A 23,201-nucleotide genomic window follows, 5' to 3' on the forward strand; every position below is an offset into this window, starting at 1 on the left:
CATGACCTTTGATTTCCTCTCCGACAAGGACCGTATCTTCACCAATGTCTATGGCTTTCAGGATTGGGGCCTGAAGGCGGCACATGCGCGTGGTGACTGGGACAAGACCAAAGACCTGATAGCGCTGGGCCAGGACAAGATTATCGCCGAGGTCAAGGAATCCGGACTGCGCGGTCGTGGCGGTGCGGGCTTTCCCACAGGTCTCAAATGGTCGTTCATGCCCAAGGAAGCGCCCAAAGACCAGTTTGGCAATCCGCGCCCCAGCTTCCTTGTAATCAATGCCGATGAATCCGAGCCGGGCAGCTGCAAAGACCGCGAGATTATCCGCCATGATCCACACAAGCTGATCGAGGGCGCGCTGGTGGCCGGTTTCGCCATGCGCGCACGCGCGGCCTATATCTATATTCGCGGTGAATATATCCGCGAGGCGGAGACGTTGTTCGCTGCGGTGGAAGAGGCTTATGCCGCTGGGCTGCTCGGCAAAAATGCCGCCAAATCCGGCTATGATTTCGACGTCTTCGTCCATCGCGGGGCAGGGGCCTATATTTGCGGTGAAGAAACCGCGATGATCGAGAGTCTCGAGGGCAAAAAGGGCCAGCCGCGCCTGAAGCCGCCTTTTCCGGCAGGGGCAGGGCTTTATGGCTGCCCGACCACGGTCAATAATGTCGAGAGCATTGCGGTGGTGCCGACGATCCTGCGGCGTGGTGCGAGCTGGTTCAACAGCTTCGGTCGCGAGAATAACCATGGCACCAAGCTGTTCCAGATTTCCGGCCATGTCGAAAAGCCCTGTGTTGTCGAAGAGGCGATGAGCATCCCGTTCAAGGACCTGATCGAGAAGCATTGCGGCGGCATTAGCGGCGGCTGGGACAATCTGCTCGCGGTGATTCCCGGCGGCTCCTCGGTTCCTCTGGTCCCGGCGGAGCAGATCATGGACGCGCCGATGGATTTTGACGGGTTGAAGGAACTCGGCTCGGGCCTCGGTACTGCAGCCGTTATCGTGATGGACAAGTCGACCGACATTATCCAGGCGATCAGCCGGATCAGCTATTTCTACAAGCATGAAAGCTGCGGCCAGTGCACGCCCTGCCGCGAAGGCACAGGCTGGATGTGGCGCGTGATGGAAAAAATGCGTACCGGTGACGCCGATATCGCCGATATCGATACGCTGTTTGAGGTCACCAAGCAGGTCGAAGGTCACACCATCTGCGCCCTAGGTGATGCCGCGGCCTGGCCGATCCAGGGCCTGATCCGCCACTTCCGCCCCGAAATGGAACGCCGCATCCGCGAGCGTCAGGGCGGCGGTTCCGATGAAATGATGGAGGCTGCGGAGTAACCATGCCTAAACTCACCGTAGATGGCGTAGAACTGGAAGTCCCGCAGGGCGCGACTGTGCTTCAGGCTTGTGAGCTTGCGGGCAAGGAGATTCCGCGTTTCTGCTATCATGAGCGCCTTTCTATTGCCGGCAATTGCCGCATGTGTCTGGTCGAGGTGAAGCCCGGACCGCCCAAGCCGCAGGCAAGCTGTGCGCTGCCCGCCGCCGAGGGACAGGAAATCCGCACCGACAGCGAGATGGTCAAGAAAGCGCGCGAAGGCGTGATGGAGTTTCTGCTGATTAACCATCCGCTCGATTGTCCGATTTGCGATCAGGGCGGCGAGTGCGATTTGCAGGACCAGGCCATGGCCTATGGCCGCGGCTCGACGCGCTATGAAGAGAATAAGCGCGCCGTTACCGAGAAATATATGGGCCCGATCGTCAAGACGATCATGACCCGCTGTATCCACTGCACCCGGTGCGTGCGCTTTGCCGAGGAAGTGGCTGGCGTTGAAGATATCGGCGCGATTGGCCGCGGCGAGAATATGCAGATCACCAGCTATCTCGAACATGCGGTCCAGTCAGAGCTTTCGGGCAATGTGGTCGATCTATGCCCGGTCGGGGCGCTGACCAGCAAGCCCTATGCCTTTGAGGCGCGGCCCTGGGAGCTGAAAAAAACGCTCGGCATCGATGTGATGGACGCGGTCGGCACCAATGTGCGTTTCGACAGCCGCGGCCGCGAGGTTCTGCGGATTTTGCCGCGGGTCAATGACGATGTGAATGAGGAATGGGCCACCGACAAGACGCGCTATGCCGTGGATGGCCTGATGCGTCGCCGGCTCGACAAGCCCTATATCCGCAAGCGCGGCAAGCTGGTCGAGGCCAGTTGGGACGAAGCGTTCAAGGCGATTGCCAAGGTTGCGAAGGATGCCGGTTCCTCGGTGGCTGCCATTGCCGGTGATCTGGTCGATTGCGAAACCATGTTTGCCGCGCGTGAGCTGGTCGGGGCGATGGGCTCCAGCCTGCTCGAAGGCCGTCAGACCGGCATGGCCTATGATGTTTCCAATATGGCGGCGGTCAATTTCAATTCCGGCCTCAACGGCATCGAAACCGCCGATGCGATCCTGCTGATCGGCACCAATATCCGCTGGGAAGCGCCGCTGGCCAATACCCGCATCCGCAAGGCGATCAAGCGCGGTGCCAAGGTCTTTGCCATCGGCCCCGAGGTTGACCTTACCTATAAGGTCGAGTGGCTCGGCGATGATCTCAAGATACTGAAACGCCTACCGAAAAAGCTCAGTGATGCGCTCAAGGCTGCGGAGCGTCCGGCGGTGATTGTCGGCGGTGCAGCGTTGGCGATTGACGGCGCACATGGCGCGGCACTCAAGCTGGCGGACAAGTTCAACATGGTCCGTGACGACTGGAACGGCTTTAACGTGCTGCATTTCTCCGCCGCGCGTATGGGCGGGCTGATGCTCGGCTATGCCCAGCCGGGCGGCATGGCGGACATTGTCGCGGCCAAGCCGAAACTGACCTTCTTCCTCGGCGCCGATGAAGTCGATTTCACCGCTTTTGCGGATAGCTTCAAGGTGTTTATCGGCCATCATGGTGACAAGGGTGCGCATGCCGCCGATGTCATCCTGCCGGCAGCAGCCTACCCCGAAAAGAACGGCACCTATGTCAATCTGGAAGGCCGGGTGCAGTTCTCCGACAAGGCAGTATTTGCGCCGGGTGATGCCCGCGAAGACTGGTCGATCCTGCGCGCGCTTTCCGATGTGCTGGGCCACAGGCTGTCGTTCGACAGCTTTGCCGAATGCCGCGCCGCGATGGTCGTGGCTGTTCCCGAGCTCGCCGAAGAGGGCGTGATCGATTTCGCATGGGCGCCGCCAAAGCTGGACGACAAGCCGGAGGGCGTAGTGCGCTATCCGATCAGTGACTTCTACCTCACCAACGCCATTGCCCGCGCCAGCCAGACGATGCAGCGCTGCTCGGCCGAACTGCTTCATGCCGATGATATGCTGGAGGCAGCAGAATGACACAATTGCCTTGGCTATTGCGTAAGTCGCATGTGATCATGTTCCTTCTCGCGCTTCTGACATTCATACTGGAAATCTATATTGGTTACGGCATGTATCAGGAAACAAGGGCCATAACGTCTGTCGAAGATATTGGGCCTATAAACATTGAAGATGCCGTCTTGCAGCGTGCAATATTTAGTGCCTTGTTTTCGGCGACTTGGCCACTTGGCATGGGCATTCTTTTCCTCTGGTTTCAAACATTCTGGTTGCAGCGCTCGGCGCTCTTCAGCGGTGATCCATCATGACCGAGTTTTTTCAGTCCACTTTCGGTCTCGGTTTCGAGACGGCATGGCTGATCGCCACCATTTGCGGCATATTGCTGATCGCGCTGCCGGTGATGCTGGCGGTGGCAATGATCATCTATGTCGACCGCAAGGTAATCGCCGCCATATCACTGCGCCGCGGCCCCAATGTCGTTGGCCCGTTCGGCCTGCTGCAGAGCTTTGCCGATGCGCTCAAGGTGTTCCTGCAGGAAACCATCATCCCCTCGGGTGCCAATAAAGGCCTGTTCCTGCTGGCGCCGATCATCACCTTCACCGTGGCATTGATGGCCTGGGCGGTGATCCCGTTCAGCGCCCAGGCGGTGCTGGCCAATATCAATGTCGGCCTGCTCTATGTCCTCGCAATCAGCTCGCTCGGCGTTTACGGCGTGGTGATTGCCGGTTGGTCCTCCAACTCGAAATATCCGTTCTTCTCGGCCATGCGCGCCGCTGCGCAGATGATTTCCTATGAGGTCTCGATCGGTTTCGTGCTGGTCTGCGTCGTGCTGTTTGCCGGCACTTTCAACCTCAACGAGATTATCGAGGCCCAACGCGGCCATGGGCTTGGCGTTGTCAACGCCTATGCCTTTAACGTGCTGCTGTTCCCGATGTGGGTGGTGTTCTTCATCTCGTCACTGGCGGAAACCGCGCGCGCGCCGTTTGACCTGACCGAGGCGGAATCCGAGCTCGTGGCCGGCTATCAGACCGAATATAGCTCGATGAGCTTCGCGCTGTTCTGGCTCGGCGAATATGCCAATATCCTGCTGATGTGCGCCCTGAACGCCATCCTGTTCTGGGGTGGCTGGCTGCCGCCGTTCGACTGGGAGCCGCTCTACATGGTGCCGGGCATCATCTGGTTGTTGCTCAAGATGTTCGTCATGTTCTTCCTGTTCTCATGGATCTGGGCGACGGTGCCGCGTTACCGCTATGATCAGCTGATGCGCCTGGGGTGGAAGGTCTTCCTGCCGCTGTCGCTGCTGTTCGTAGTGCTGGTCAGTGGTTGGGTGATGTATCAGAGGGTGGGGCTGTGAGTGTCTTTCTGGCCATAGCTTTACTTGCGCCCCAGGCGACGGCTCAGATGCTCGATGAGCGACCGCAGCCTGCTATCGGGGAGACCCAGTTTGCCTGTGTCCTTATACGCAAGTCTGAAGATGGCAAAATTGATCAGCAGATTGATCTGACCGGTGTCGTGCCCGCTTTTCCCGATCAGCATCCTGCCAATAAAAGCCTGGCCATGGCGCTGAACAGCAAGAGCAAAGCGTTTCTCAACGGGCGTGCCATGGTGAACAGCCTGCATGCCTCACAATGGTTCCGCGAATATCAGATTATGCGTCGCGTCGACTCGGTCACCTATGCCGTAACACTGAATCTGCGTAGTGAAGGCATGTCCATTGCCCATGTAACCCACCGCGATCCCGAATGGGGTCAAGAGCCTTATCGCTATTATGCTGTTGGTGTCTGCAACACCCAGTTTGAGCCTGTTTCGGAGATTGATTCATGAGTGCTACCCAGCTCATCAAGTCTTTCACCCTGTATGAATTCATCATCGCGCACGCCAAGACGCTGCGCTACTTCTTCAAGCCGAAGAAGACGGTGAATTACCCCTATGAGAAGAACCCGATCTCGCCGCGGTTCCGGGGCGAGCATGCGCTGCGGCGTTATCCCAATGGCGAGGAACGCTGCATTGCCTGCAAGTTGTGTGAGGCGGTTTGCCCGGCCCAGGCGATCACTATTGAGGCCGAGCCGCGCGAGGATGGCTCACGCCGCACCACCCGCTATGACATCGACATGACCAAGTGCATTTACTGCGGTTTCTGCCAGGAAGCCTGTCCGGTCGATGCCATCGTCGAGGGCCCGAATTTCGAATATGCGACCGAGACCCGCGAGGAACTGATTTACGACAAATACAAGCTGCTGGAAAATGGTGACAAGTGGGAGCGCGCGATTGCCGCAAACCTTGAAGCCGACGCGCCCTATCGTTAAACGCGGCGCAACAGAATCACGCAAGAGTCATTTGGTGCCGGACCCGGTGCCGTTACTTCGCTTTTCATCGCTCTGAGAGACCCGCCAGAAACGGGCACAGACGGTCAACAGGAACAGAGAAAAAATGCAGATATTCGCCTTCTATCTGTTCGCTACCGTGCTGATTGCTTCAGGCGCGCTCACCATAATGTCGCGCAATCCGGTGCATAGCGTACTGTGGTTGATTCTCGCCTTTTTCAACGCGGCCTGGCTGATGGTTATCGTCGGCGCGGAGTTTATCGCGATGCTGCTCGTTATCGTCTATGTCGGCGCTGTCGCGGTGCTGTTCCTGTTCGTGGTCATGATGCTCGACATCGACTTTGCCAGGTTGCGCGCCGGTTTTACGAAAAACCTGCCGCTTGGTCTGGCGCTGGCGGTGATATTCTTTGCAGAACTGACCGTCGGCATCGGCGTCTGGCGCGCTGGCAGCCTGACACTCGATCAGAATGCGATCAATCCGGCACGCGAGGGTGCCACCAACACCCAGGCCGTGGGTGAGCTACTCTACACCAAATATCCGTTCCTTTTCGAGGCGGCAGGCGTAATCCTGCTGGTCGCTATGGTTGGCGCGATTGTGCTCACGCATCGCCAGCGCGTCGGGGTGCGGCCGCAAAATGTCGCGCGTCAGGTTGGCCGCCGTCCCGAAGATGCGGTGCGCAATACCCAGCCCGAAGTCGGCAAGGGGGTCACATTATGATCGGCATAGAGCATTATCTCGTCGTCAGTTCCGTACTTTTCGTACTCGGTGTTTTCGGCATTTTTCTCAATCGCAAGAATGTCATCATCATTCTGATGGCGATCGAGCTGATATTGCTGTCGTGCAACATCAATCTGGTGGCGTTCAGCGCCTTTCTCGGTGATATGACCGGGCAGGTTTTTGCGATGTTCGTACTCACTGTGTCGGCCGGCGAGGCGGCCATCGGCCTCGCCATTCTCGTCATTTATTTCCGCAAGCGCGGCACCATCGCCGTTGAAGACGTCAACCGGATGAAGGGCTGAACCTCGTGACCATTCAGCTGATCGTTTTTCTGCCGCTTATCGCGGCCATCATTGCAGGGCTGGGCAACCGCGCCATTGGCAATATTCCGGCCAAGCTGGTGACTACGGGCGCCCTGTTCGTCTCCTGCGCGCTGAGCTGGCCGATCTTTATCGGTTTTCTGGGCGGCACAGCCGAAGCCAGCGTCGTGCCGGTATTGACCTGGGTGTCATCCGGCGCATTGCAGTTCGACTGGGCGCTGCGCGTCGATACGCTGACGGCGGTGATGCTGGTGGTGGTCACCAGCGTGTCATCGCTGGTGCACCTTTACAGCTGGGGCTATATGGAAGAAGACCCCGACCAGCCACGCTTCTTCGCCTATCTCTCGCTGTTCACCTTTGCTATGCTGATGCTGGTCACGGCGGATAATCTGGTGCAGATGTTCTTTGGCTGGGAAGGGGTGGGCCTGGCCTCTTATCTGCTGATCGGCTTCTGGTTCAAAAAGCCCAGCGCCAACGCCGCGGCGATCAAGGCGTTTGTTGTCAACCGCGTCGGCGATCTGGGCTTTATGCTCGGCATTTTCGGCACCTTTCTGGTGTTCCAGACGGTGTCGATCCCGGAAATCCTCGACGCCGCACCGGCCATGGCGGGATCGACCATCGGTTTCCTCGGCTATCGCCTCGACACGATGACAGTGCTCTGTCTGTTGCTGTTTGTCGGCGCGATGGGCAAATCGGCACAGCTTGGCCTGCACACCTGGCTGCCGGATGCGATGGAGGGCCCGACACCGGTATCGGCGCTGATCCACGCTGCGACCATGGTGACCGCGGGCGTGTTTATGGTCTGCCGCCTGTCACCGATGTTCGAGACAAGTGATGTGGCACTGACGGTGGTGACGGTTATCGGTGCCGCCACGGCGATCTTCGCCGCCACGGTCGGTCTGGTGCAGACGGATATCAAGCGGGTCATCGCTTATTCCACCTGCTCGCAGCTTGGCTATATGTTCTTCGCCGCCGGCGTCGGTGCCTATAATGTCGCGATGTTCCACCTGTTCACCCACGCCTTTTTCAAGGCGCTGCTGTTCCTCGGCGCAGGCTCGGTCATCCATGCGATGCACCATGAGCAGGACATGCGTTACTATGGTGGCTTGCGCAAACATATCCCGATCACCTTTTGGGCGATGATGGCCGGAACGCTGGCGATTACCGGCGTTGGTGTTTACTGGCTGCACGCAGGTTTTGCCGGTTTCCACTCCAAGGATGCGATTATCGAGGCGGCTTTTGCCAGCGGCACCGGTGCCGGGCAGTTTGCCTTCTGGATTGGTGTTTCCGCCGCACTGCTCACCAGCTTCTATAGCTGGCGCCTGATGTTCCTGACCTTCTGGGGTAGCCCGCGCTGGATCCATTCCGAGCATATCCAGCACAGTGTGCACAAAACGCCTGAAGAGGCCGGTGCGGACCAGACCGGCGGCTACCACCCGCATGAAAGCCCGGCATCGATGCTGATCCCATTAGGCGTTCTCTCGGTAGGCGCGGTGCTGGCGGGTTATGTCTTTACCCATCCGTTTATCGAGGAGGCCGAGTTCTGGAGCGGATCGCTCGCCTATAATGCCGGACTGATGCACGATATGCATGAGGTACCGCTCTGGGTAAAACTCTCGGCGACGATTGCGATGCTGGCCGGTCTCGCGACCGCCTATTGGATGTATATGACCGGCGAAGGCAAGGCCGAGGCCTTGGCCAGTCGCATGCGCAGCCTCTATAACTTCCTGCTCAACAAATGGTATTTTGACGAGCTTTATGACCTGATCTTTGTCCGTCCGGCCTTTGCCATTGGACGGCTGTTCTGGAAAACGGGAGACCAGGGCACGATTGACCGTTTCGGTCCCAATGGCGCGGCAGCAGTCGTCGGCATGGGCAGCCGCATGGTGGTCAAAATGCAATCGGGATATCTCTACAGCTATGCGCTGGTGATGCTGCTCGGCCTTGTCGCCGCAATCAGCTGGGTGATGGTGAACTGATATGAATGATCTCGGCTTCCCCATTCTCTCGCTGATGCTGGCTGTCCCGGCCATTGCCGCGGTGGTCTGTCTCTATGTGCCTGCCGGAACCGCGCGCATGTTCGCGCTGCTGGCGACATTGATTGATCTGGTGCTCGGCATTGTGCTGTGGGTCAATTTTGATATTGGCGGTGCGCAATGGCAATTTGTCGAGAGCGCGCCGCTGTTCGACCGCTTCAGCTGGGCGCTTGGCATAGACGGCATCTCGCTGATGTTGATCATGCTGTCAGTGTTCCTGATGCCGATCTGTATCGGCGCGAGTTGGCAGGCTATCCAGACCCGTGTTGGTGAATATATGGCGGCCTTCTTGCTGATGGAGGTGCTGATGATCGGCGTCTTCGCGGCGCAGGATATCTTCCTGTTCTATATCTTCTTCGAGGCTGGCCTGATCCCGATGTATCTTATCATCGGCATTTGGGGCGGCGATAACCGCATCTACGCCAGCTATAAATTCTTCCTCTATACGCTGCTCGGCTCGGTGCTGATGCTGATCGCGATGTTCTGGATGGTCAATGAGGCGGGCACGACCGATATTCCGACATTGCTCAACTATGACTTCCCAGCCGAGGCGCAGACATGGCTATGGCTCGCCTTCTTCGCCAGCTTTGCAGTCAAGATGCCAATGTGGCCGGTGCACACCTGGCTGCCCGATGCACATGTTCAGGCACCGACCGCCGGATCTGTGATTCTTGCAGGCGTTTTGCTGAAGCTCGGCGGCTATGGCTTTATCCGCTTCTCGCTGCCGATGTTCCCCGAAGCCTCGGCCGAATTTATCTGGCTGGTCTTCGGCCTGTCGATGGTCGCGGTGGTGTACACCTCGCTGGTCGCGCTGGTGCAGCATGATATGAAAAAGCTGATCGCCTATAGCTCGGTCGCGCATATGGCGATTGTGACTATCGGCCTGTTCGCCTTTAACCGTCAGGGTCTGGAAGGCGCTATGGTGGTGATGCTGAGCCATGGTCTTGTTTCCGGCGCGCTCTTCCTCTGTGTCGGGGTTATCTATGACCGGCTGCATACCCGAGAGATTGACCGCTATGGCGGCCTGTCGATCAACATGCCGCGCTATGCGATCCTGTTCCTGCTGTTCACCATGGCGAGTATCGGCCTGCCGGGGACCAGCGGTTTTGTCGGCGAATTTCTGTCGCTGCTCGGCGTCTATGAAGTCTCGAGCCTTGTCGCTTTGGTCTGCACCACCGGTATCATTCTCGGCGCGGGCTATATGCTCTATCTCTATCGCCGCATCGCCTATGGCGACCTCACCAAGGATGATGTGAAGGCGATGCCCGACCTGTCGCCGCGCGAAATGGCGCTGCTGGCTCCGATTGCTGCCGTGGTTCTCTGGATGGGGGTTTATCCCGAGAGCTTCCTTGCCCCGATGCGCAATGACATCACCACATTGGAGGCGCGCATTGCCCGGGCCAAGCCGGTGGGCGATGCCCAACTGGTTATGGGCGCGGCACCGGCCAAGGCAGCCGAGGACCATGGTGATCAGGGCCATGGTGAAGAAGGGGCGCATTGATGAACTATTCGCTGTGGCTGCAGCTGATTGCGCCCGAACTTATCCTGTCTATCTCCAGCCTGGTGCTGTTGCTGTTCGTCGCCTTTGGCGGTGACCGGGTTACCAAACTGGTCAGCATTCTTTCGGTCACAGCACTAATGGCTTCATCGGCGGTGGCGCTCGACTTTTTGACCAACCCCAGCTTTGCTGATGGTGCCGATGCCTTTTACGGCCAATATCGTCTTGATCGCTTCGGCTCGCTGATGAAGCTGATGATCTATGGCGCTGCCATCGTGACCCTGATCGTGTCGCCACGCTGGCTCGAGGCGCGCAAGGCGATGCGTGGGGAATATCCGCTGCTGATCATCTTCGCCGCTATCGGCATGGGGATGATGGTCTCGGCGGTCGACCTGCTGGCGTTGTATATCGGTCTCGAACTCAACAGCCTGGCTGCCTATGTGCTGGCCAGCATCGCACGGCAGGATGAACGTTCGAGCGAGGCGGGACTCAAATATTTCGTCCTTGGTGCGCTGGCCAGTGGCATATTGCTGTTCGGCATGTCACTGCTCTACGGCTTTACCGGCACCACCAGTTTTTATGGTATCCAGCAGGCACTGGGCAGCGATTTCAACAATGGCGCGCTGTTCGGGCTGGTATTCGTGCTTGCCGGACTGGCGTTCAAGATCAGCGCGGTGCCATTCCATATGTGGACACCCGATGTCTATGAAGGCGCGCCGACACCGGTCACCGCCTTCTTCGCCAGTGCACCCAAAGTGGCCGCGCTGGGATTGACCATGCGGATGCTGGCCGAAGCCTTTGGCGGCCTTGAAGGCACCTGGCAGCAGATCATCATCTTTGTCGCGCTTGGCTCGATCATCCTCGGTGCTGCCGGCGCCATCGGCCAGACCAATATCAAGCGGCTGCTTGCCTATAGTTCGATCAACAATGTCGGCTTCATCCTGATCGGCCTTGCCACCGCAACCGAGGCCGGGGCTAGCGGCGCTATTGTCTATCTGCTGATCTATGTCGTGATGACGCTCGGTTCTTTCCTCTGCGTTCTCGAACTGCAGGACAATGAGGGTCGCGCGGTCGAGCTGCTGCCCAATATTGCCGGCCTGTCCAAGACGCGCCCGGGTCTCGCCGCAGCACTGGCGATGTTTATGTTCTCGCTCGCCGGTATTCCGCCGCTTTACGGCTTTTACGGCAAGTTTCTGGTGTTCGATGCCGCGGTGCAGGCTGACCTGTTGCCACTGGCGGCGCTGGGCATCGCAGCCTCGGTTATCGGTGCCTTTTACTATCTCAAGGTGATCAAGGTGATGTATTTTGATGAACCTGCCGGTGTCGTTGATCCAGACAGTGCAGCACCTGAGCGCATGATCATCATCACGCTACTGGCTGCCTTTATTTCACCGCTTGGCTATCTGCTGAGCGCGGGCATTGGCCATTATGCCGATGATGCGGCGCGCACACTGTTCTGGGCGATCTGAGATCGCCGCGCCGCATATCGAAACACTTGCCATTACGGCATCGACCAATGCCGATATGCTGGTGCGCGCCGGGCAGGGCGAGGCTGAGGGCCTATGGCTGCGCGCCGAAGCCCAGCAGGCCGGGCGCGGCCGCATGCAGCGCAACTGGGCCAGTCCGCCGGGCAATCTCTATATCAGCACCATCATCCGGTTGCGGCAGGGCGAACCGGCCCCCGCGACGCTGGCTTTGGTCGCCGGGTTAGCGTTCCATGATAGTGCGGCGCATTGGCTCGGCGTGGCGGTGCCGCGGCTCAAATGGCCGAATGACCTGCTTGTCGACCAGGCGAAGATGGGCGGGATACTGCTCGAGCGCAGCGGTGATGCGGTGGTGGCCGGGTTCGGGATGAATATCACCCATGCCCCCGATCTGCCCGATCGCGAGACTATGGCGCTAAATGATCTGGCTAGAGGTGAAACCGCCACCGCCGCGCAGGTGGCGGAGAAGTTGGCAACGGCCTTTGCCGCGAGGCTGGTCATGTGGCGTGATCCAGCGCAGGGCTTGGCCGCCATTATCAAGCAATGGGAGGAACGTGGGCTTGGGCGCGGTATTGCGCTGGCTGTCACTGCATCGGATGGTGGCAGACTGACCGGCCGATTTGACGGTCTGGCGGCGGACGGTAGCTTGCGCTTGCGCGACTATAATGGGAATAGCCATATTGTCACTGCAGGCGATGTCGATCTGCTAACCGGGACAGGAAAGAACTGATGCTGCTGGCTATTGATGTGGGCAACACCAATGCGGTGTTCGCAATCTATGACGACATGGAACAGAAAACCCGCTGGCGCATCTCCACCGATCCGCGCCGCACGGCGGATGAATATGCGGTATGGCTGCAACAGCTGTTCCAGCTGGAAGGGCTGGATTGTACTGGCATCGACGCGGTGATCATTTCCACAGTGGTGCCGCGCGCGCTGCACAATCTGTCGCTGCTGTCGGAGAAATATTTCGGGCTTGAACCGCTGATCGCCGGCAAGCCGCCGGTGCAATGGGGCATATTGGTCGATGTCGACCAGCCGGACTCGCTTGGAGCTGACCGCGCGGTCAATGCCATTGGTGCGCATGCACGGCATGATGGCGACCTGATCATCATCGATTTCGGCACTGCCACCACGCTCGATTTCATCGACTATAGCGGTGCCTATAAGGGTGGAATTATCGCACCAGGGATTAACCTCTCGCTCGATGCGCTGGTCAACGCCGCGGCGAAGTTGCCGCGTATTGCCATAGAGGCACCCGAAGACGATAATGGCAATGTGCTCGGTCGCAACACCGAAGAACAGATGCATATCGGCGTGTTCTGGGGTTATGTTGCGCTGATGGAAGGCCTGATTGCCAGGATGAAGGCGCAGATCGGTCGTCCAGCCAAAGTCATTGCTACGGGCGGACTGGCGGTGCTGTTCGATGCCCATACCGAGATATTCGATTCCATCGAGCCGGACCTGACCATGTTCGGACTGGCTCTGCTCGCGACAAGGGTTGGTCCGGGCGCGGCAAGCTGACAGGATAGATATGAAACCGAAAGACGAATTACTGTTCCTGGCCCTGGGTGGGTCGGGCGAAATCGGCATGAACGCCAATCTCTATGGCTGCCAGGGTAAATGGGTAATGGCCGATCTCGGCATGACCTTTTCCGGCGGGGAGTATCCCGGTGTCGATCTGGTCTTTCCTGATCTCGAATTCGTCGAGGAGCGGATTGATGATCTGCTCGGTATCGTGCTGACCCATGGTCATGAGGACCATATTGGTGCCTTGCCCTATCTTGCCGGTGATCTCGGGGTGCCGCTTTATGCCACTGCTTTCACCGCCGGTCTGATCGAACGCAAGCTGGAAGAGGCAGGTCTGCAGGATGAACTCGACCTGCATATCATCGCAGAGAATACGGATTTCGCGCTGGGCCCATTCAGCTTCCGCTATATCCCGCTGGCGCACAGCATTGCCGAGGGCAATGCGCTACTGATCGATACGCCGCATGGCCGGATATTTCATACCGGTGACTGGAAACTGGATGACGAGCCGCTGATTGGCACGCCGTCGACAGAGGCTGAATTACGCGCCATAGGCGATGGCGGTGTGCTGGCGATGGTGTGCGACTCCACCAACACCTTCAATCCCAATGCATCGGGCTCCGAGGGGGATGTGCGGCGTGAACTGTCCGAACTGATCACCGGGATCAGGGGCAGGGTGGTGGTCACTACCTTCGCCTCCAATGTGGCGCGTATGGATACGCTGGGCCGGATCGCAAAGGAAACCGGGCGTACTATCAGCCTTGCCGGACGTTCGTTGCACCGCATATTGGAAAACGCCAAGGCGCATGGCTATTTGCTCGATTTTCCCGAGACCATCGATTTCCGTGACGTCGACAGTCTCGACCGCAACCAGACCATGGTGATCGCCACTGGTGGCCAGGGCGAAACCAATGCCGCGCTGGCGCGCATGGCGTCTGACAGCCATCCGATCAAGTTGAGCAGTGGTGACACAGTTATCTTCTCGACCAAGGAAATTCCGGGCAATGAGAAGTCGATCGGTCGTCTGATCAACGATCTGGTGTCCAAAGGTGTGAACATCATCACCGAGAAGCAGTTTCACATCCATGTCTCGGGTCATCCGGGCCAGCCCGAACTGGCGGCAATGTATGCGTGGATCAGGCCCGAGATATTGGTGCCTGTGCATGGCGAGCTGCGCCATATAACCGAACAGGCACGTTTTGGTGAGGAATGCGGCATCGCGCAATCGATGGTCCAGACCAATGGCGATGTGATCCGCCTCGCGCCTGGCGATCCCGAGCGGGTAGCCCAGGTGCGCAGCGGTCGGCTTATACTCGATGGCGATGTCATCATTCCGGCCGATGGTCAGACGGTGAACCAGCGCAGAAAAATTGCCTATAATGGAACAATCAGCGTAGCCATTGCGTTGGATGCGGATAACCGTCGGAGCGGCAATGTCGCGATCATGCCCTTTGGCGTTCCGCTGGATGAAGATGAAGAGCTGTTTCTCGACGAGGCCGAAGAGGCAGTTCAAAAACTGTTCAGCCGCAAGGGGGTAGCAAAGACGGGTGACATAACGGTCTTGCGTGAGGATGTCCGTCTGGCGGTGCGCCGCGTGGCGACACGCTGGACCGGAAAGAAACCTGTGGTCAATGTATTGATCATTGAACAGGAATAAGAAGGGCAAAGGTCATGGAATGGACCTCGATCATTGCGATCTACCTGCTTTTCTGGGTGTTGACCCTGTTCTTTGTGCTGCCATTCGGGGTCAAGACGCATGAGGAGCTGGGGGTGGCCAAGGTTCCGGGCCAGGCCGATAGCGCCCCGGCCAATTTTCGCCCCGGACTGGTGGCTATTCGTACCACCATCTTCTCGGCTATCGCCTTCGGCCTGTTCTATATCAACTATGTCAATGGCTGGCTTTCCGCTGCGGATTTCAACATTTTTGGCACACCGCCCAGCCTCGATATCAGCCAGCGCAGTTTTCTTCAGCTATATTGATTGCAGAAGCGAAGCTGTCGAAGGACAGTCAGCGGAAACGTTCGATTGCCTGGGCGAGTGCGACGTAAAGCTTGCCCATATCCGATGACAATAGAGTGACGCTGATCGCTTCGCCATTGCGTGTCGACAGCAGGTCGCGCAGCATCGCCTCGAAATCATGGATATAGCGGTTCACCGTTTCCTGGAATTCCGGCTCCTGCTCATAATGCTGGGCGATTTCACGCACTTCCCCGGCATTGAGCAGCCGCACCGCACGTCGGGTGAAGACCCCGCGATCGCCTTTGAGATAGGCGGCCCAGGCGGTGTCAGTGACATCGTTTGAGAGGTTTTTGGTAATGTCAATCGACGCGGAATTGAGCGATTCGGTGATTAGCGCCATGTTACGGGTAAATTCCTGATCGGTGCGCAGTTCGGCGCGCTCGCGTGCCTGTTCGACACGGGTTTCCAGATTGGCGGTTAGCGCATCGACCTTGCCCAGCTGCTCAACCAGGCTGGTCGAGGCTTCGCGGGTTGCGCCCAATGCCTGGTTCAGTGCCAGTTGGAGCTTGCCGATCACCTCTTCGGACTTGTTGCGCATCGCTGTTTCCAGAACGTCCTCGCTGCGTGAACCCATGGTACCAGCCAGATTTGCGGTGATGTCGGTCAGCCGCTGCTCGAGTTCGGCGAGGCGTAGCTCGGCATTGTCGCGAATATCCTGAAAAGCCTCGGCGAGCCTTGTCTTGCTGGTGTCCGACAGCGCATCCATGTGCGCGCCGATGGTCTCCAATGTGCTGTCGATGGTGCCGAGGGTGCTCTGGTGGTCTTCGACAAAAGCACCGAAATTACCCTGCACCCGCTCGATATGCTGTTCCTGATCGGTTAGCGAAAGGGCCGTGTTTTCGAGCAGTTTTTCCATTTCGCGCCCTTGCGCCATGATGGTGTCAAGTTCGGCGCGTGACTGACGGCCATGCTCGGCGCTTTGGGCCAGCGTTTCGGCGAGCGCTGTCGCTTTCTCGTCCAGCGTGTCGCCAATATCGCCGGAAAGCGAGCTCGCCTGGTCACGCAGCTTTGCGCTTCTTTCGATCAGTTGTTCGGTTGATTGCCGTGACGCTTCGAGTGTTTCGCTGACATTGGCTATCTCGCTGTTGAGCGCAGTGATGGCAAACGCCATTTTTGCTGTCTGATCCGCGGCATCAGTGTCGAGCGCAGTCAGTTCTGTGCGGATCCCCCTGAGCCGCTCCGCCATGGTGGCAATGGACGCGCCAATCGCCTCGCTCTCCTCGGTGCGCTGCTGCGCCAGCGATGCGATGGCATCACCATATTCGCTGATATTCTGTTGCAGCGTTGCCCCTGCATTGTCGATATGCTCGCGCAAACTGCGTTCAAATTGTTGCAGCGCATCCAGCGACCGACCCTGTTGCGCTTCCAGTGCCTCGGCTGCTTCCTTGCTGGTGGAGAGCAACTGGTCGCTGCTGCTCTGGCTGGTCCCCTCGAGCGTGGCAATATGGTCCTGCCACTGTTTCAGTGCCTCGGAAATCCGTCTGTCCAGATCGTCTATCTGGGCATTGGTGGCCTGACCAAAAGCGTTGACCCGTTCCATACCCGTCGCCATGTCGCGCAGCTGCGTCTTGGCCGTGTGTCCGACATTGCCGATCTGGTTGGCCATATCCTTGGCCGAAGTGGTTACCACCGGCATATTGGTGCGCAACGCATCGAGATTCTGCTCTGCGATTGCACTCACATCGGCGATAGACTGCATTGATTTATCGCTGCCATCGATCATACCACGCACATGCTCGGCACGTTCGGTAAGCTTTTCGATGGCGGTGCGGCCCAGGCTGTCCAGCTGTGTCGCCTGATTGCCAAGAAATTCGCGGGCCATCGACAATTCGGCATTGCTGGCGCGCAGTCGTTCCTCGAGAAGATGGCTGGCCTCGGATATGCCGATAACCTGTCGCTCGAAATAGTGCGCATCTGCGCGCCGTCTGCGGCTGATGAGCAGGTGAATGATCAGAAGGATCAGCACCGGACCTGACCACCCAGCAATCAAGCTGGTGATGGCGGCAATATCGGCACCATTAATCCATTGTTCGCGACCGGACCACAACCAGGCCGCGGTCCAGCCAAGGCCGAGAAGGCTGCATGTGATGGCCGATATCAGCGTTGGTGTATCACGCAATCTTTCATCAAGGACGGTTTCGTAGGGACTTTCGGCGTTGTCGGTATCTTCCTCCGTCTCATCGGCCAGTGGCGGACCGGACAGGGTCGCAGGGCTGTCTTCGCCCTCTGCAACGCCATCATTCTCGGCGGCGCTATCGCCGATACTGTATATTTTGCGGTCGGTCGTCATGGTTAATATGGTACAAGCCGGGCTGCGCAATCACAAGCCCGATGCGGCCAACGGCTTTTTCCGTCCTCATTTCCCCGGTCGCGATGCAAAGCATTGCTTAATCTCTTCACGCTATCTCTGTCATCATGGTGGACCAGGATTCCGATCTGAGCTTTTTGCGCGCCTCGCCAATAGGCGATGATCCGCAATTGCTGGCCGAGTTGCATGGCGCGCTGGCCGAGAGTGTCGAGCGGCAGATCGATCTGTTGTCGCGCGCCCGGTGTGACGGCAACTGGCATATCGCTGCAGCCCGCCTTGAAGGACTCGCCGCGAGCTTCGGGGTCGGCCAGCTTGCGGAGCTGGCCGAGGAAGCGGCGTGTGCCGCGCCGGGCGATCCGGTGGTGATTGCCGCGCTGCGTGATTATTATCAGGGACTTGTCGCCAGTCTTTCCAATTAGCCTTATAGACGCATCGGTTCCGTTTCACTGCGACAGGCTATCTGTGACCACTTGAAGGTTGCCCATTGTGGCGAATCCATGGATAGCGGCTTGCATGGAGACCGGAAAAATACGGGTTGCGTTGATTTCACTGTGCCGCACCGCCGCCGATAGCAGCGGTGATTATTGCGGCCTGTTCCCGATCGGAAATGACACATTGCTTGCCTATCAGATCGGCCTGGCGGCGCGTGCCGGGGCGCAGAAACTGCTATGCCATGTCGATACCGTCCCGGGCGACCTGATGCGGCATGAAAGGCTGGCGCGCGATCTGGGGCTGGAATGGGTCACGATCCGCCAGTTTGGCGATCTTCTGGCGCATCTCATGGATGATGACAGCCTGCTGGTGATCGGCGACAGCATGTATCACAGCCTTAGCGTTTTCGATGATTTTCTGGGCAATAATGGCGCTGCTGTGCTGCTGGCTCCGGCGGACGATGCCATAACCGGGATGGAACGTCTCGATCTCAACCATCTTTGGGCTGGACTGCTGCATATCCGGCGTGACCAGCTTGACGGACTGAGCGAGGTACCTGCCGACTGGAGCCTGGAATCGGTATTGCTGCGCGCAGCGATGAAGACCGAAATCCGCAATGCGGTGATTCCGGCCAGAACGCTCGATCGTCGCGCGGTGACGCCGATTGAGATGATGGACGATTCGCAGGCTGTCAGCCTCGATCTGCTCAATCCCGAAACCATGCAGGACCATCCGCTCAGCAACTATTTGCTGCGGGCGCTGGCATCGGTGTCGGCTCTGTCGCTGTGGCGCCGCCAGCAGCGTACAATGTGGCTGGCGGCAGGTGGTATTATCCTCCTGCTTGCCTTGCTGGTCTTTATGGCTTGGAGCTGGTCGATTGCGGGCATAGTCTGCGGCTATACCGGATATTTGTGCAGCAACCTGGCCCGTGCGGTCGATCAGCCGGCAAGGCGCATCAACCCGATAGTTACATCCGGGTTCATCACCGCACTGGCTGGTTGTGGTGCTATCATGCTGCTCCTGGTCCCGGGAACGCCGCCTCCTATAGCTGGATATATTGCACTTATATGGCTGATAATGCAGGGATTGTTGATCCGGATGCCGGACATGCCCATATGGCGGCAGTCGGCGTTTGATCCGCTCCTGCTATCGGCGCTGGCACTGCTGACTGCGATCAGCGGGCCATTATATCCCGCTATTGCCCTGTTGACGCTGGTGCAGGCGGCCTGCCTGTTGCTGCATAATGTACGTAAGGGATAACCTCCCCTTAACCACGCGCTGTTATGGCCGCAGGATGACCGAGGAGCAGCCAGAACAGCCAATTTCGGCGGAACAGGCGGTGCGGCAGGCGCTAGACGCCGCCGATCCCGCCTTCATGGCCAATGAACTGCAGCTGGCGCTGTTTCGCAGTGACCTGATTGCGATCTCCGACCAGATGCGCGCCCGGCTCTCGGGCTTCATGCACAGCATGGTGCGAGCCTGTTCGGTACTGATCGACGGAGTTGATGACGGCGGCACTTCTTCTGCCGCAACGCGTCAAGGCCTGCCCGATGAGGAAAGCCTGATTGCTTCAGCCTTTGTCGATGCCCCTTCGCTGTTGCTGCTCTATTGCCGCGCCTGGGAGGCAGAACTGGTGCGCCATGCTGCCGCGAGTGCAGGCTATACCCCCGAAGCACCGCCGGGATGGACCGATAATGCCCGGGCGATACTGACCAACAGGCAAGCAGCGTTCCTCAAAAATGCCGGGATGATGCATCTGGAAAGCGGTGAATTGTCGGCGATGCAATGGCGCAGGATTGTCTTGCGTCTGACTCACAAGATCAGTGCTTACAGGGAAGGCAGGGAGGCCGATCTGCGCGAATCTGCCCGGCATTTGCTGACCACGCATGATGAATCGCAGGCACGACTCGCCCAGGCCGCGATGTTCGTCGACCGCCAGTCGCACCAGCCATTCGACCATGGAGCCTGGCAAAACTATGGTCCAACACTGTTCCTGCTCGCACTGGCGGATAACATCGCTATCCCCTTTGATGCGCTGATACTGGCCAGCGCGATGCGCGAGCCGCTGATCTTCGGACTGGCGCTGCTGGCAGGACGGGCCACAGCACAGGATGTACTTCTGATCATGGGTGAGACTCCCATGGCATCGACCTGGTTTGCATCGGCAGGCAAGGCCAGTCACTTTGCCAAGGTGCTGGCTGATCAGGATTCGGATATGGCAAAAAAGCATATGGCGCGCTGGATGCAAGATGAAAGCGAGGCCGCACCGATGCTGTTCGACCGATGGCCATGGGGTGTGCCGCAATGAATGGTGTCGCACCCGTCACCCATGAGAAGGCGGGCGAGGGCTGCCTGATACTCGATGCGCAGGACAATGTGGTCGGCGGCGATCCGCTGCTTGTCGACTATCACCTGATACAGGGTGGCGAGGAAGGCGGTTGCCTGGCGCTGCCGACAGTGCTGCAGCTTGTTGCCATGGCGCGCACCATGGAGATGAAACTGCACCGCAAGGTGCGTTTCATCGCCGGGCGGCAGGAAATTGTTGCCTGGGCATCGGTGCATCCAGGTGAGCCGGAGACGATCGTACGACTGAGTCAGATAGAAGCGCGCGCGAGCATCACCGCAACAGGACCAATACCATCACAATTCGCACTGCGTCTGCAGGCCGAAGCCTGGCTCCATGTCGATGCCGACAATGTCATCATTTCCGGCCAGTGCACGCCGGCGCTGGCGGCGCAGCAGCCTCAATTGCCAGCGCAGCTGCAACGGGTTTTGGGCGGACGCTGGAGCGCATTCCTGCAACCGGCCGAAGATAGCGATCTGATCACCCTCTATCAACGCGGCCAGCTTCCGGCATGGCAGATGCTGGACGGGGCGGTAATGGCGTCGACCGAAACGCCGTCACAGCGCTGGATCGCCCGTATCTTTGCGCTGGACCATAATGCTATGTTCGAATGGCTCTTGCTGCCTGTTGACGGGCTGGCTGTGACAGCCTTGGCAAGAACAACCGCATATGAAGGTGCTGAGACCGCAGAGACCGATGCGCCGACGCGTCTCTTCGCAGATCAGGTTGCTCCTGCACTGCGCGGGCCGGTTGGCCGCATCATGGCCAATGCCCAGACTATCCGTGACCGTGCAAATGGCCCGCTGCGCCAGGATTATGTCAGCTATGCCGGCAATATCGCCGATGCCGCCGAGCATTTACTGGCGCTGATTGACGATGCCTCGGCATTGGAGGAGGTCGACAATCCCGATGAGACGCTGGACATCCATGTGCTCGACCTCGTCGATGTCGCACGCCGTGCCTGCGGTTTGCTGGCGATGAAAGCAGCGGCGCGCGATATCCGTCTCGACTGTCCCAAGGAAGATGAGAGCGTAATGTGTCGCGGTGATTTCCGCCGGATATTGCAAATATTGCTCAACCTGCTGGGCAACGCCATTCGCTACAGCCCGGAATCATCGATGGTCTGGCTCCGTGCAGAGGAAGATGGCGATGTGTCGCGGCTTATCGTATCGGATCAGGGCAGTGGTCTGTCCCGCGAACAGCAGGCGCGGGTGTTCAACAAATTCGAACGCCTTGGACGCAGCGATGATGGTGGCAGCGGGCTTGGTCTTTACATTGCTCGCCGTCTGGCCAGAGCGATGGAGGGAGACATCATTATCGACAGCGCCCCTGGCCAGGGGGCCCGGTTCATTGTTGAATTGCCGGGCGCCGAGGCCGGATAGGCGGTTAGACTCTTTTTCACTCAGATTGAAACTCGTCATTGCGAGCGCAGCGAAGCAATCCAGAGCCGCAGGCGCCATCGCCTGTGGCTCTGGATTGCCGCGTCTCCCGAAACAAGTTCGGCCTTCCTCGCAATGACGATTCAACGTGACTGAAATCGACTTTAGGTTATGAGCGAGAACTGTCAGCGTTTATCGAGTGGAATATAATCACGCTGGGTCGGTCCGGTGTAGAGCTGGCGCGGACGGCCGATTTTCTGACCAGGATCGGAGATCATCTCGTTCCACTGCGCGACCCAGCCAACGGTGCGGGCCAGCGCGAACAAAGCGGTGAACATGGTGGTCGGGAAGCCGATGGCTGACAGGATAACGCCGGAATAGAAATCGACATTGGGGAACAGCTTCTTTTCTTTGAAATAGTCGTCGTTGAGTGCCATTTCCTCGAGCTGAAGAGCTACCTCGAATACCGGGTCGGTGACCTTGAGTGCATCGAACACTTCACGCACCGTTTCCTGCATGACCGTCGCGCGCGGGTCGTAATTTTTGTACACACGGTGGCCAAAGCCCATCAGGCGAAATGGATCATTCTTGTCCTTGGCGCGCTCAATATAGTGGGGGATTTTGTCGGGCGTGCCAATTTCACGCAGCATATTAAGCGCCGCCTCATTGGCGCCGCCATGCGCCGGACCCCAGAGACAGGCAATACCCGCAGCGATACAGGCAAACGGATTGGCGCCCGACGAACCGGCAAGACGCACGGTCGAGGTCGAGGCATTCTGTTCATGATCGGCATGGAGGATGAAAATCCGGTCCAGCGCGCGCTCAATTGCCGGATGTACCTCATAGGGTTCTGCCGGCACACCAAAGGTCATGCGCAGGAAGTTGCCGGTATAGGAAAGGGAATTGTCCGGATAGAGAAAGGGTTGGCCAATTGAATATTTATAGGCCGCCGCGGCGATGGTCGGCATTTTGGCGATCAGCCGGTGGCTCGAAATGCGGCGATGCTCGGGATCGGAAATGTCGGTCGAGTCATGATAGAAAGCGGAGAGCGCGCCGACGACACCGCACATGATCGCCATCGGGTGGGCGTCACGCCGGAAACCCTGATAGAATTGCATCAGTTGTTCATGCAGCATGGTGTGGCGGGTGATGGTATAGGTGAATTCGTCCAGATCGCCCTGGTTCGGCAGATCGCCATTGAGCAGCAGATAGGCGACTTCCATGAAGCTGCTATGCTCAGCGAGCTGGCCAATGGGATAGCCGCGATGCAGCAGCACACCTTCACCGCCATCGATATAGGTCAGGCCCGATTCACAGCTGGCTGTCGAAGTAAAGCCGGGATCATAGGTAAAGGCACCGGTCTGGCCGTAGAATTTGCGGATATCGACAACTTCGGGGCCAACGCTGCCCTGGTGGACGGGCATATCAATGTCGGCGCCGTTCAGATTTATCGTTGCGTTTTTGTCGCTCACGCAAATTCTC

General features: G+C 58.4%; 21 protein-coding genes. 19 read left to right on the forward strand and 2 right to left on the reverse strand.

Translation table 11 applies throughout. From position 1 onward, the window contains the following. Position 1: 1 nt before the first annotated feature. The 15 genes from nuoF to AAFX04_05810 all read left to right on the forward strand — a co-directional run bounded on the left by nuoF (position 2) and on the right by AAFX04_05810 (position 15,217). Positions 2 to 1,333 (forward strand): NADH-quinone oxidoreductase subunit NuoF, encoded by a 1,332-nt coding sequence (gene nuoF, locus AAFX04_05740; GenBank protein MEO1044921.1) that lies wholly within the window; start codon positions 2 to 4, stop codon positions 1,331 to 1,333. A 2-nt stretch (positions 1,334 to 1,335) separates the two neighbouring features. Next, positions 1,336 to 3,348 (forward strand): NADH-quinone oxidoreductase subunit NuoG, encoded by a 2,013-nt coding sequence (nuoG, locus tag AAFX04_05745; GenBank protein ID MEO1044922.1) that lies wholly within the window; start codon positions 1,336 to 1,338, stop codon positions 3,346 to 3,348. Further along, positions 3,345 to 3,635, forward strand: a complete 291-nt coding sequence (locus AAFX04_05750; GenBank protein ID MEO1044923.1) for a hypothetical protein — start codon at positions 3,345 to 3,347, stop codon at positions 3,633 to 3,635. The genes nuoG and AAFX04_05750 overlap by 4 nt, the downstream gene beginning before the upstream one ends. After that, a complete protein-coding gene (gene nuoH, locus AAFX04_05755) occupies positions 3,632 to 4,681 on the forward strand; it encodes an NADH-quinone oxidoreductase subunit NuoH (GenBank protein ID MEO1044924.1) in 1,050 nt (349 codons plus the stop codon). Before AAFX04_05750 ends, nuoH begins: the two co-directional genes overlap by 4 nt. Then, on the forward strand, positions 4,678 to 5,151 hold the full coding sequence (locus AAFX04_05760; GenBank protein MEO1044925.1) for a hypothetical protein: 474 nt from the start codon (positions 4,678 to 4,680) through the stop codon (positions 5,149 to 5,151). The genes nuoH and AAFX04_05760 overlap by 4 nt, the downstream gene beginning before the upstream one ends. Then, complete coding sequence (nuoI, locus tag AAFX04_05765) at positions 5,148 to 5,633, forward strand: NADH-quinone oxidoreductase subunit NuoI (protein ID MEO1044926.1); 486 nt, start codon at positions 5,148 to 5,150, stop codon at positions 5,631 to 5,633. The genes AAFX04_05760 and nuoI overlap by 4 nt, the downstream gene beginning before the upstream one ends. Before the next feature lie 124 nt (positions 5,634 to 5,757). Next, positions 5,758 to 6,369, forward strand: coding sequence for an NADH-quinone oxidoreductase subunit J (locus tag AAFX04_05770; GenBank protein MEO1044927.1), 612 nt, complete (start codon positions 5,758 to 5,760; stop codon positions 6,367 to 6,369). Next, entirely contained in the window at positions 6,366 to 6,671 is a 306-nt protein-coding gene (gene nuoK, locus AAFX04_05775) for an NADH-quinone oxidoreductase subunit NuoK (GenBank protein MEO1044928.1), read from the forward strand. The genes AAFX04_05770 and nuoK overlap by 4 nt, the downstream gene beginning before the upstream one ends. 5 nt (positions 6,672 to 6,676) lie before the next feature. Further along, complete coding sequence (nuoL, locus tag AAFX04_05780) at positions 6,677 to 8,668, forward strand: NADH-quinone oxidoreductase subunit L (GenBank protein MEO1044929.1); 1,992 nt, start codon at positions 6,677 to 6,679, stop codon at positions 8,666 to 8,668. Position 8,669: 1 nt separating this feature from the next. Further along, positions 8,670 to 10,226 carry an NADH-quinone oxidoreductase subunit M gene (locus AAFX04_05785; protein ID MEO1044930.1) on the forward strand — a complete coding sequence of 519 codons (1,557 nt, stop codon included), beginning with the start codon at positions 8,670 to 8,672 and terminating at the stop codon, positions 10,224 to 10,226. Then, entirely contained in the window at positions 10,226 to 11,692 is a 1,467-nt protein-coding gene (nuoN, locus tag AAFX04_05790) for an NADH-quinone oxidoreductase subunit NuoN (GenBank protein MEO1044931.1), read from the forward strand. Before AAFX04_05785 ends, nuoN begins: the two co-directional genes overlap by 1 nt. After that, positions 11,658 to 12,437 carry a biotin--[acetyl-CoA-carboxylase] ligase gene (locus AAFX04_05795; GenBank protein MEO1044932.1) on the forward strand — a complete coding sequence of 260 codons (780 nt, stop codon included), beginning with the start codon at positions 11,658 to 11,660 and terminating at the stop codon, positions 12,435 to 12,437. Before nuoN ends, AAFX04_05795 begins: the two co-directional genes overlap by 35 nt. Continuing rightward, positions 12,437 to 13,231 carry a type III pantothenate kinase gene (locus tag AAFX04_05800; GenBank protein ID MEO1044933.1) on the forward strand — a complete coding sequence of 265 codons (795 nt, stop codon included), beginning with the start codon at positions 12,437 to 12,439 and terminating at the stop codon, positions 13,229 to 13,231. The genes AAFX04_05795 and AAFX04_05800 overlap by 1 nt, the downstream gene beginning before the upstream one ends. Positions 13,232 to 13,241: 10 nt before the next feature. Next, positions 13,242 to 14,894, forward strand: coding sequence for a ribonuclease J (locus AAFX04_05805; protein ID MEO1044934.1), 1,653 nt, complete (start codon positions 13,242 to 13,244; stop codon positions 14,892 to 14,894). A 14-nt stretch (positions 14,895 to 14,908) separates the two neighbouring features. Further along, the gene (locus AAFX04_05810) at positions 14,909 to 15,217 is read left to right on the forward strand and encodes a DUF1467 family protein (protein MEO1044935.1); all 309 of its coding nucleotides are present in this window, start codon (positions 14,909 to 14,911) and stop codon (positions 15,215 to 15,217) included. A 28-nt stretch (positions 15,218 to 15,245) separates the two neighbouring features. Here the strand turns inward: AAFX04_05810 and AAFX04_05815 are convergent, their stop codons facing one another. Then, on the reverse strand, positions 15,246 to 17,546 hold the full coding sequence (locus AAFX04_05815; protein MEO1044936.1) for a hypothetical protein: 2,301 nt from the start codon (positions 17,544 to 17,546) through the stop codon (positions 15,246 to 15,248). 125 nt (positions 17,547 to 17,671) lie between these two features. On the opposite strand from AAFX04_05815, the gene AAFX04_05820 reads away from it, so the two are divergent. The 4 genes from AAFX04_05820 (at position 17,672) to AAFX04_05835 (ending at position 21,722) form a co-directional block, all read left to right on the forward strand. Beyond that, the gene (locus AAFX04_05820; GenBank protein MEO1044937.1) at positions 17,672 to 17,983 is read left to right on the forward strand and encodes an Hpt domain-containing protein; all 312 of its coding nucleotides are present in this window, start codon (positions 17,672 to 17,674) and stop codon (positions 17,981 to 17,983) included. 94 nt (positions 17,984 to 18,077) lie between these two features. Continuing rightward, on the forward strand, positions 18,078 to 19,256 hold the full coding sequence (locus AAFX04_05825; GenBank protein MEO1044938.1) for a hypothetical protein: 1,179 nt from the start codon (positions 18,078 to 18,080) through the stop codon (positions 19,254 to 19,256). 34 nt (positions 19,257 to 19,290) lie between these two features. Next, a complete protein-coding gene (locus AAFX04_05830) occupies positions 19,291 to 20,304 on the forward strand; it encodes a hypothetical protein (GenBank protein MEO1044939.1) in 1,014 nt (337 codons plus the stop codon). After that, positions 20,286 to 21,722 (forward strand): HAMP domain-containing sensor histidine kinase, encoded by a 1,437-nt coding sequence (locus AAFX04_05835; protein ID MEO1044940.1) that lies wholly within the window; start codon positions 20,286 to 20,288, stop codon positions 21,720 to 21,722. The genes AAFX04_05830 and AAFX04_05835 overlap by 19 nt, the downstream gene beginning before the upstream one ends. A gap of 182 nt (positions 21,723 to 21,904) precedes the next feature. Here the strand turns inward: AAFX04_05835 and AAFX04_05840 are convergent, their stop codons facing one another. Then, positions 21,905 to 23,191 carry a citrate synthase gene (locus AAFX04_05840; GenBank protein ID MEO1044941.1) on the reverse strand — a complete coding sequence of 429 codons (1,287 nt, stop codon included), beginning with the start codon at positions 23,189 to 23,191 and terminating at the stop codon, positions 21,905 to 21,907. Positions 23,192 to 23,201 lie beyond the last annotated feature (10 nt).

Source organism: Pseudomonadota bacterium, assembly GCA_039818985.1.
GTDB lineage: Bacteria > Pseudomonadota > Alphaproteobacteria > Sphingomonadales > Sphingomonadaceae > Alterisphingorhabdus.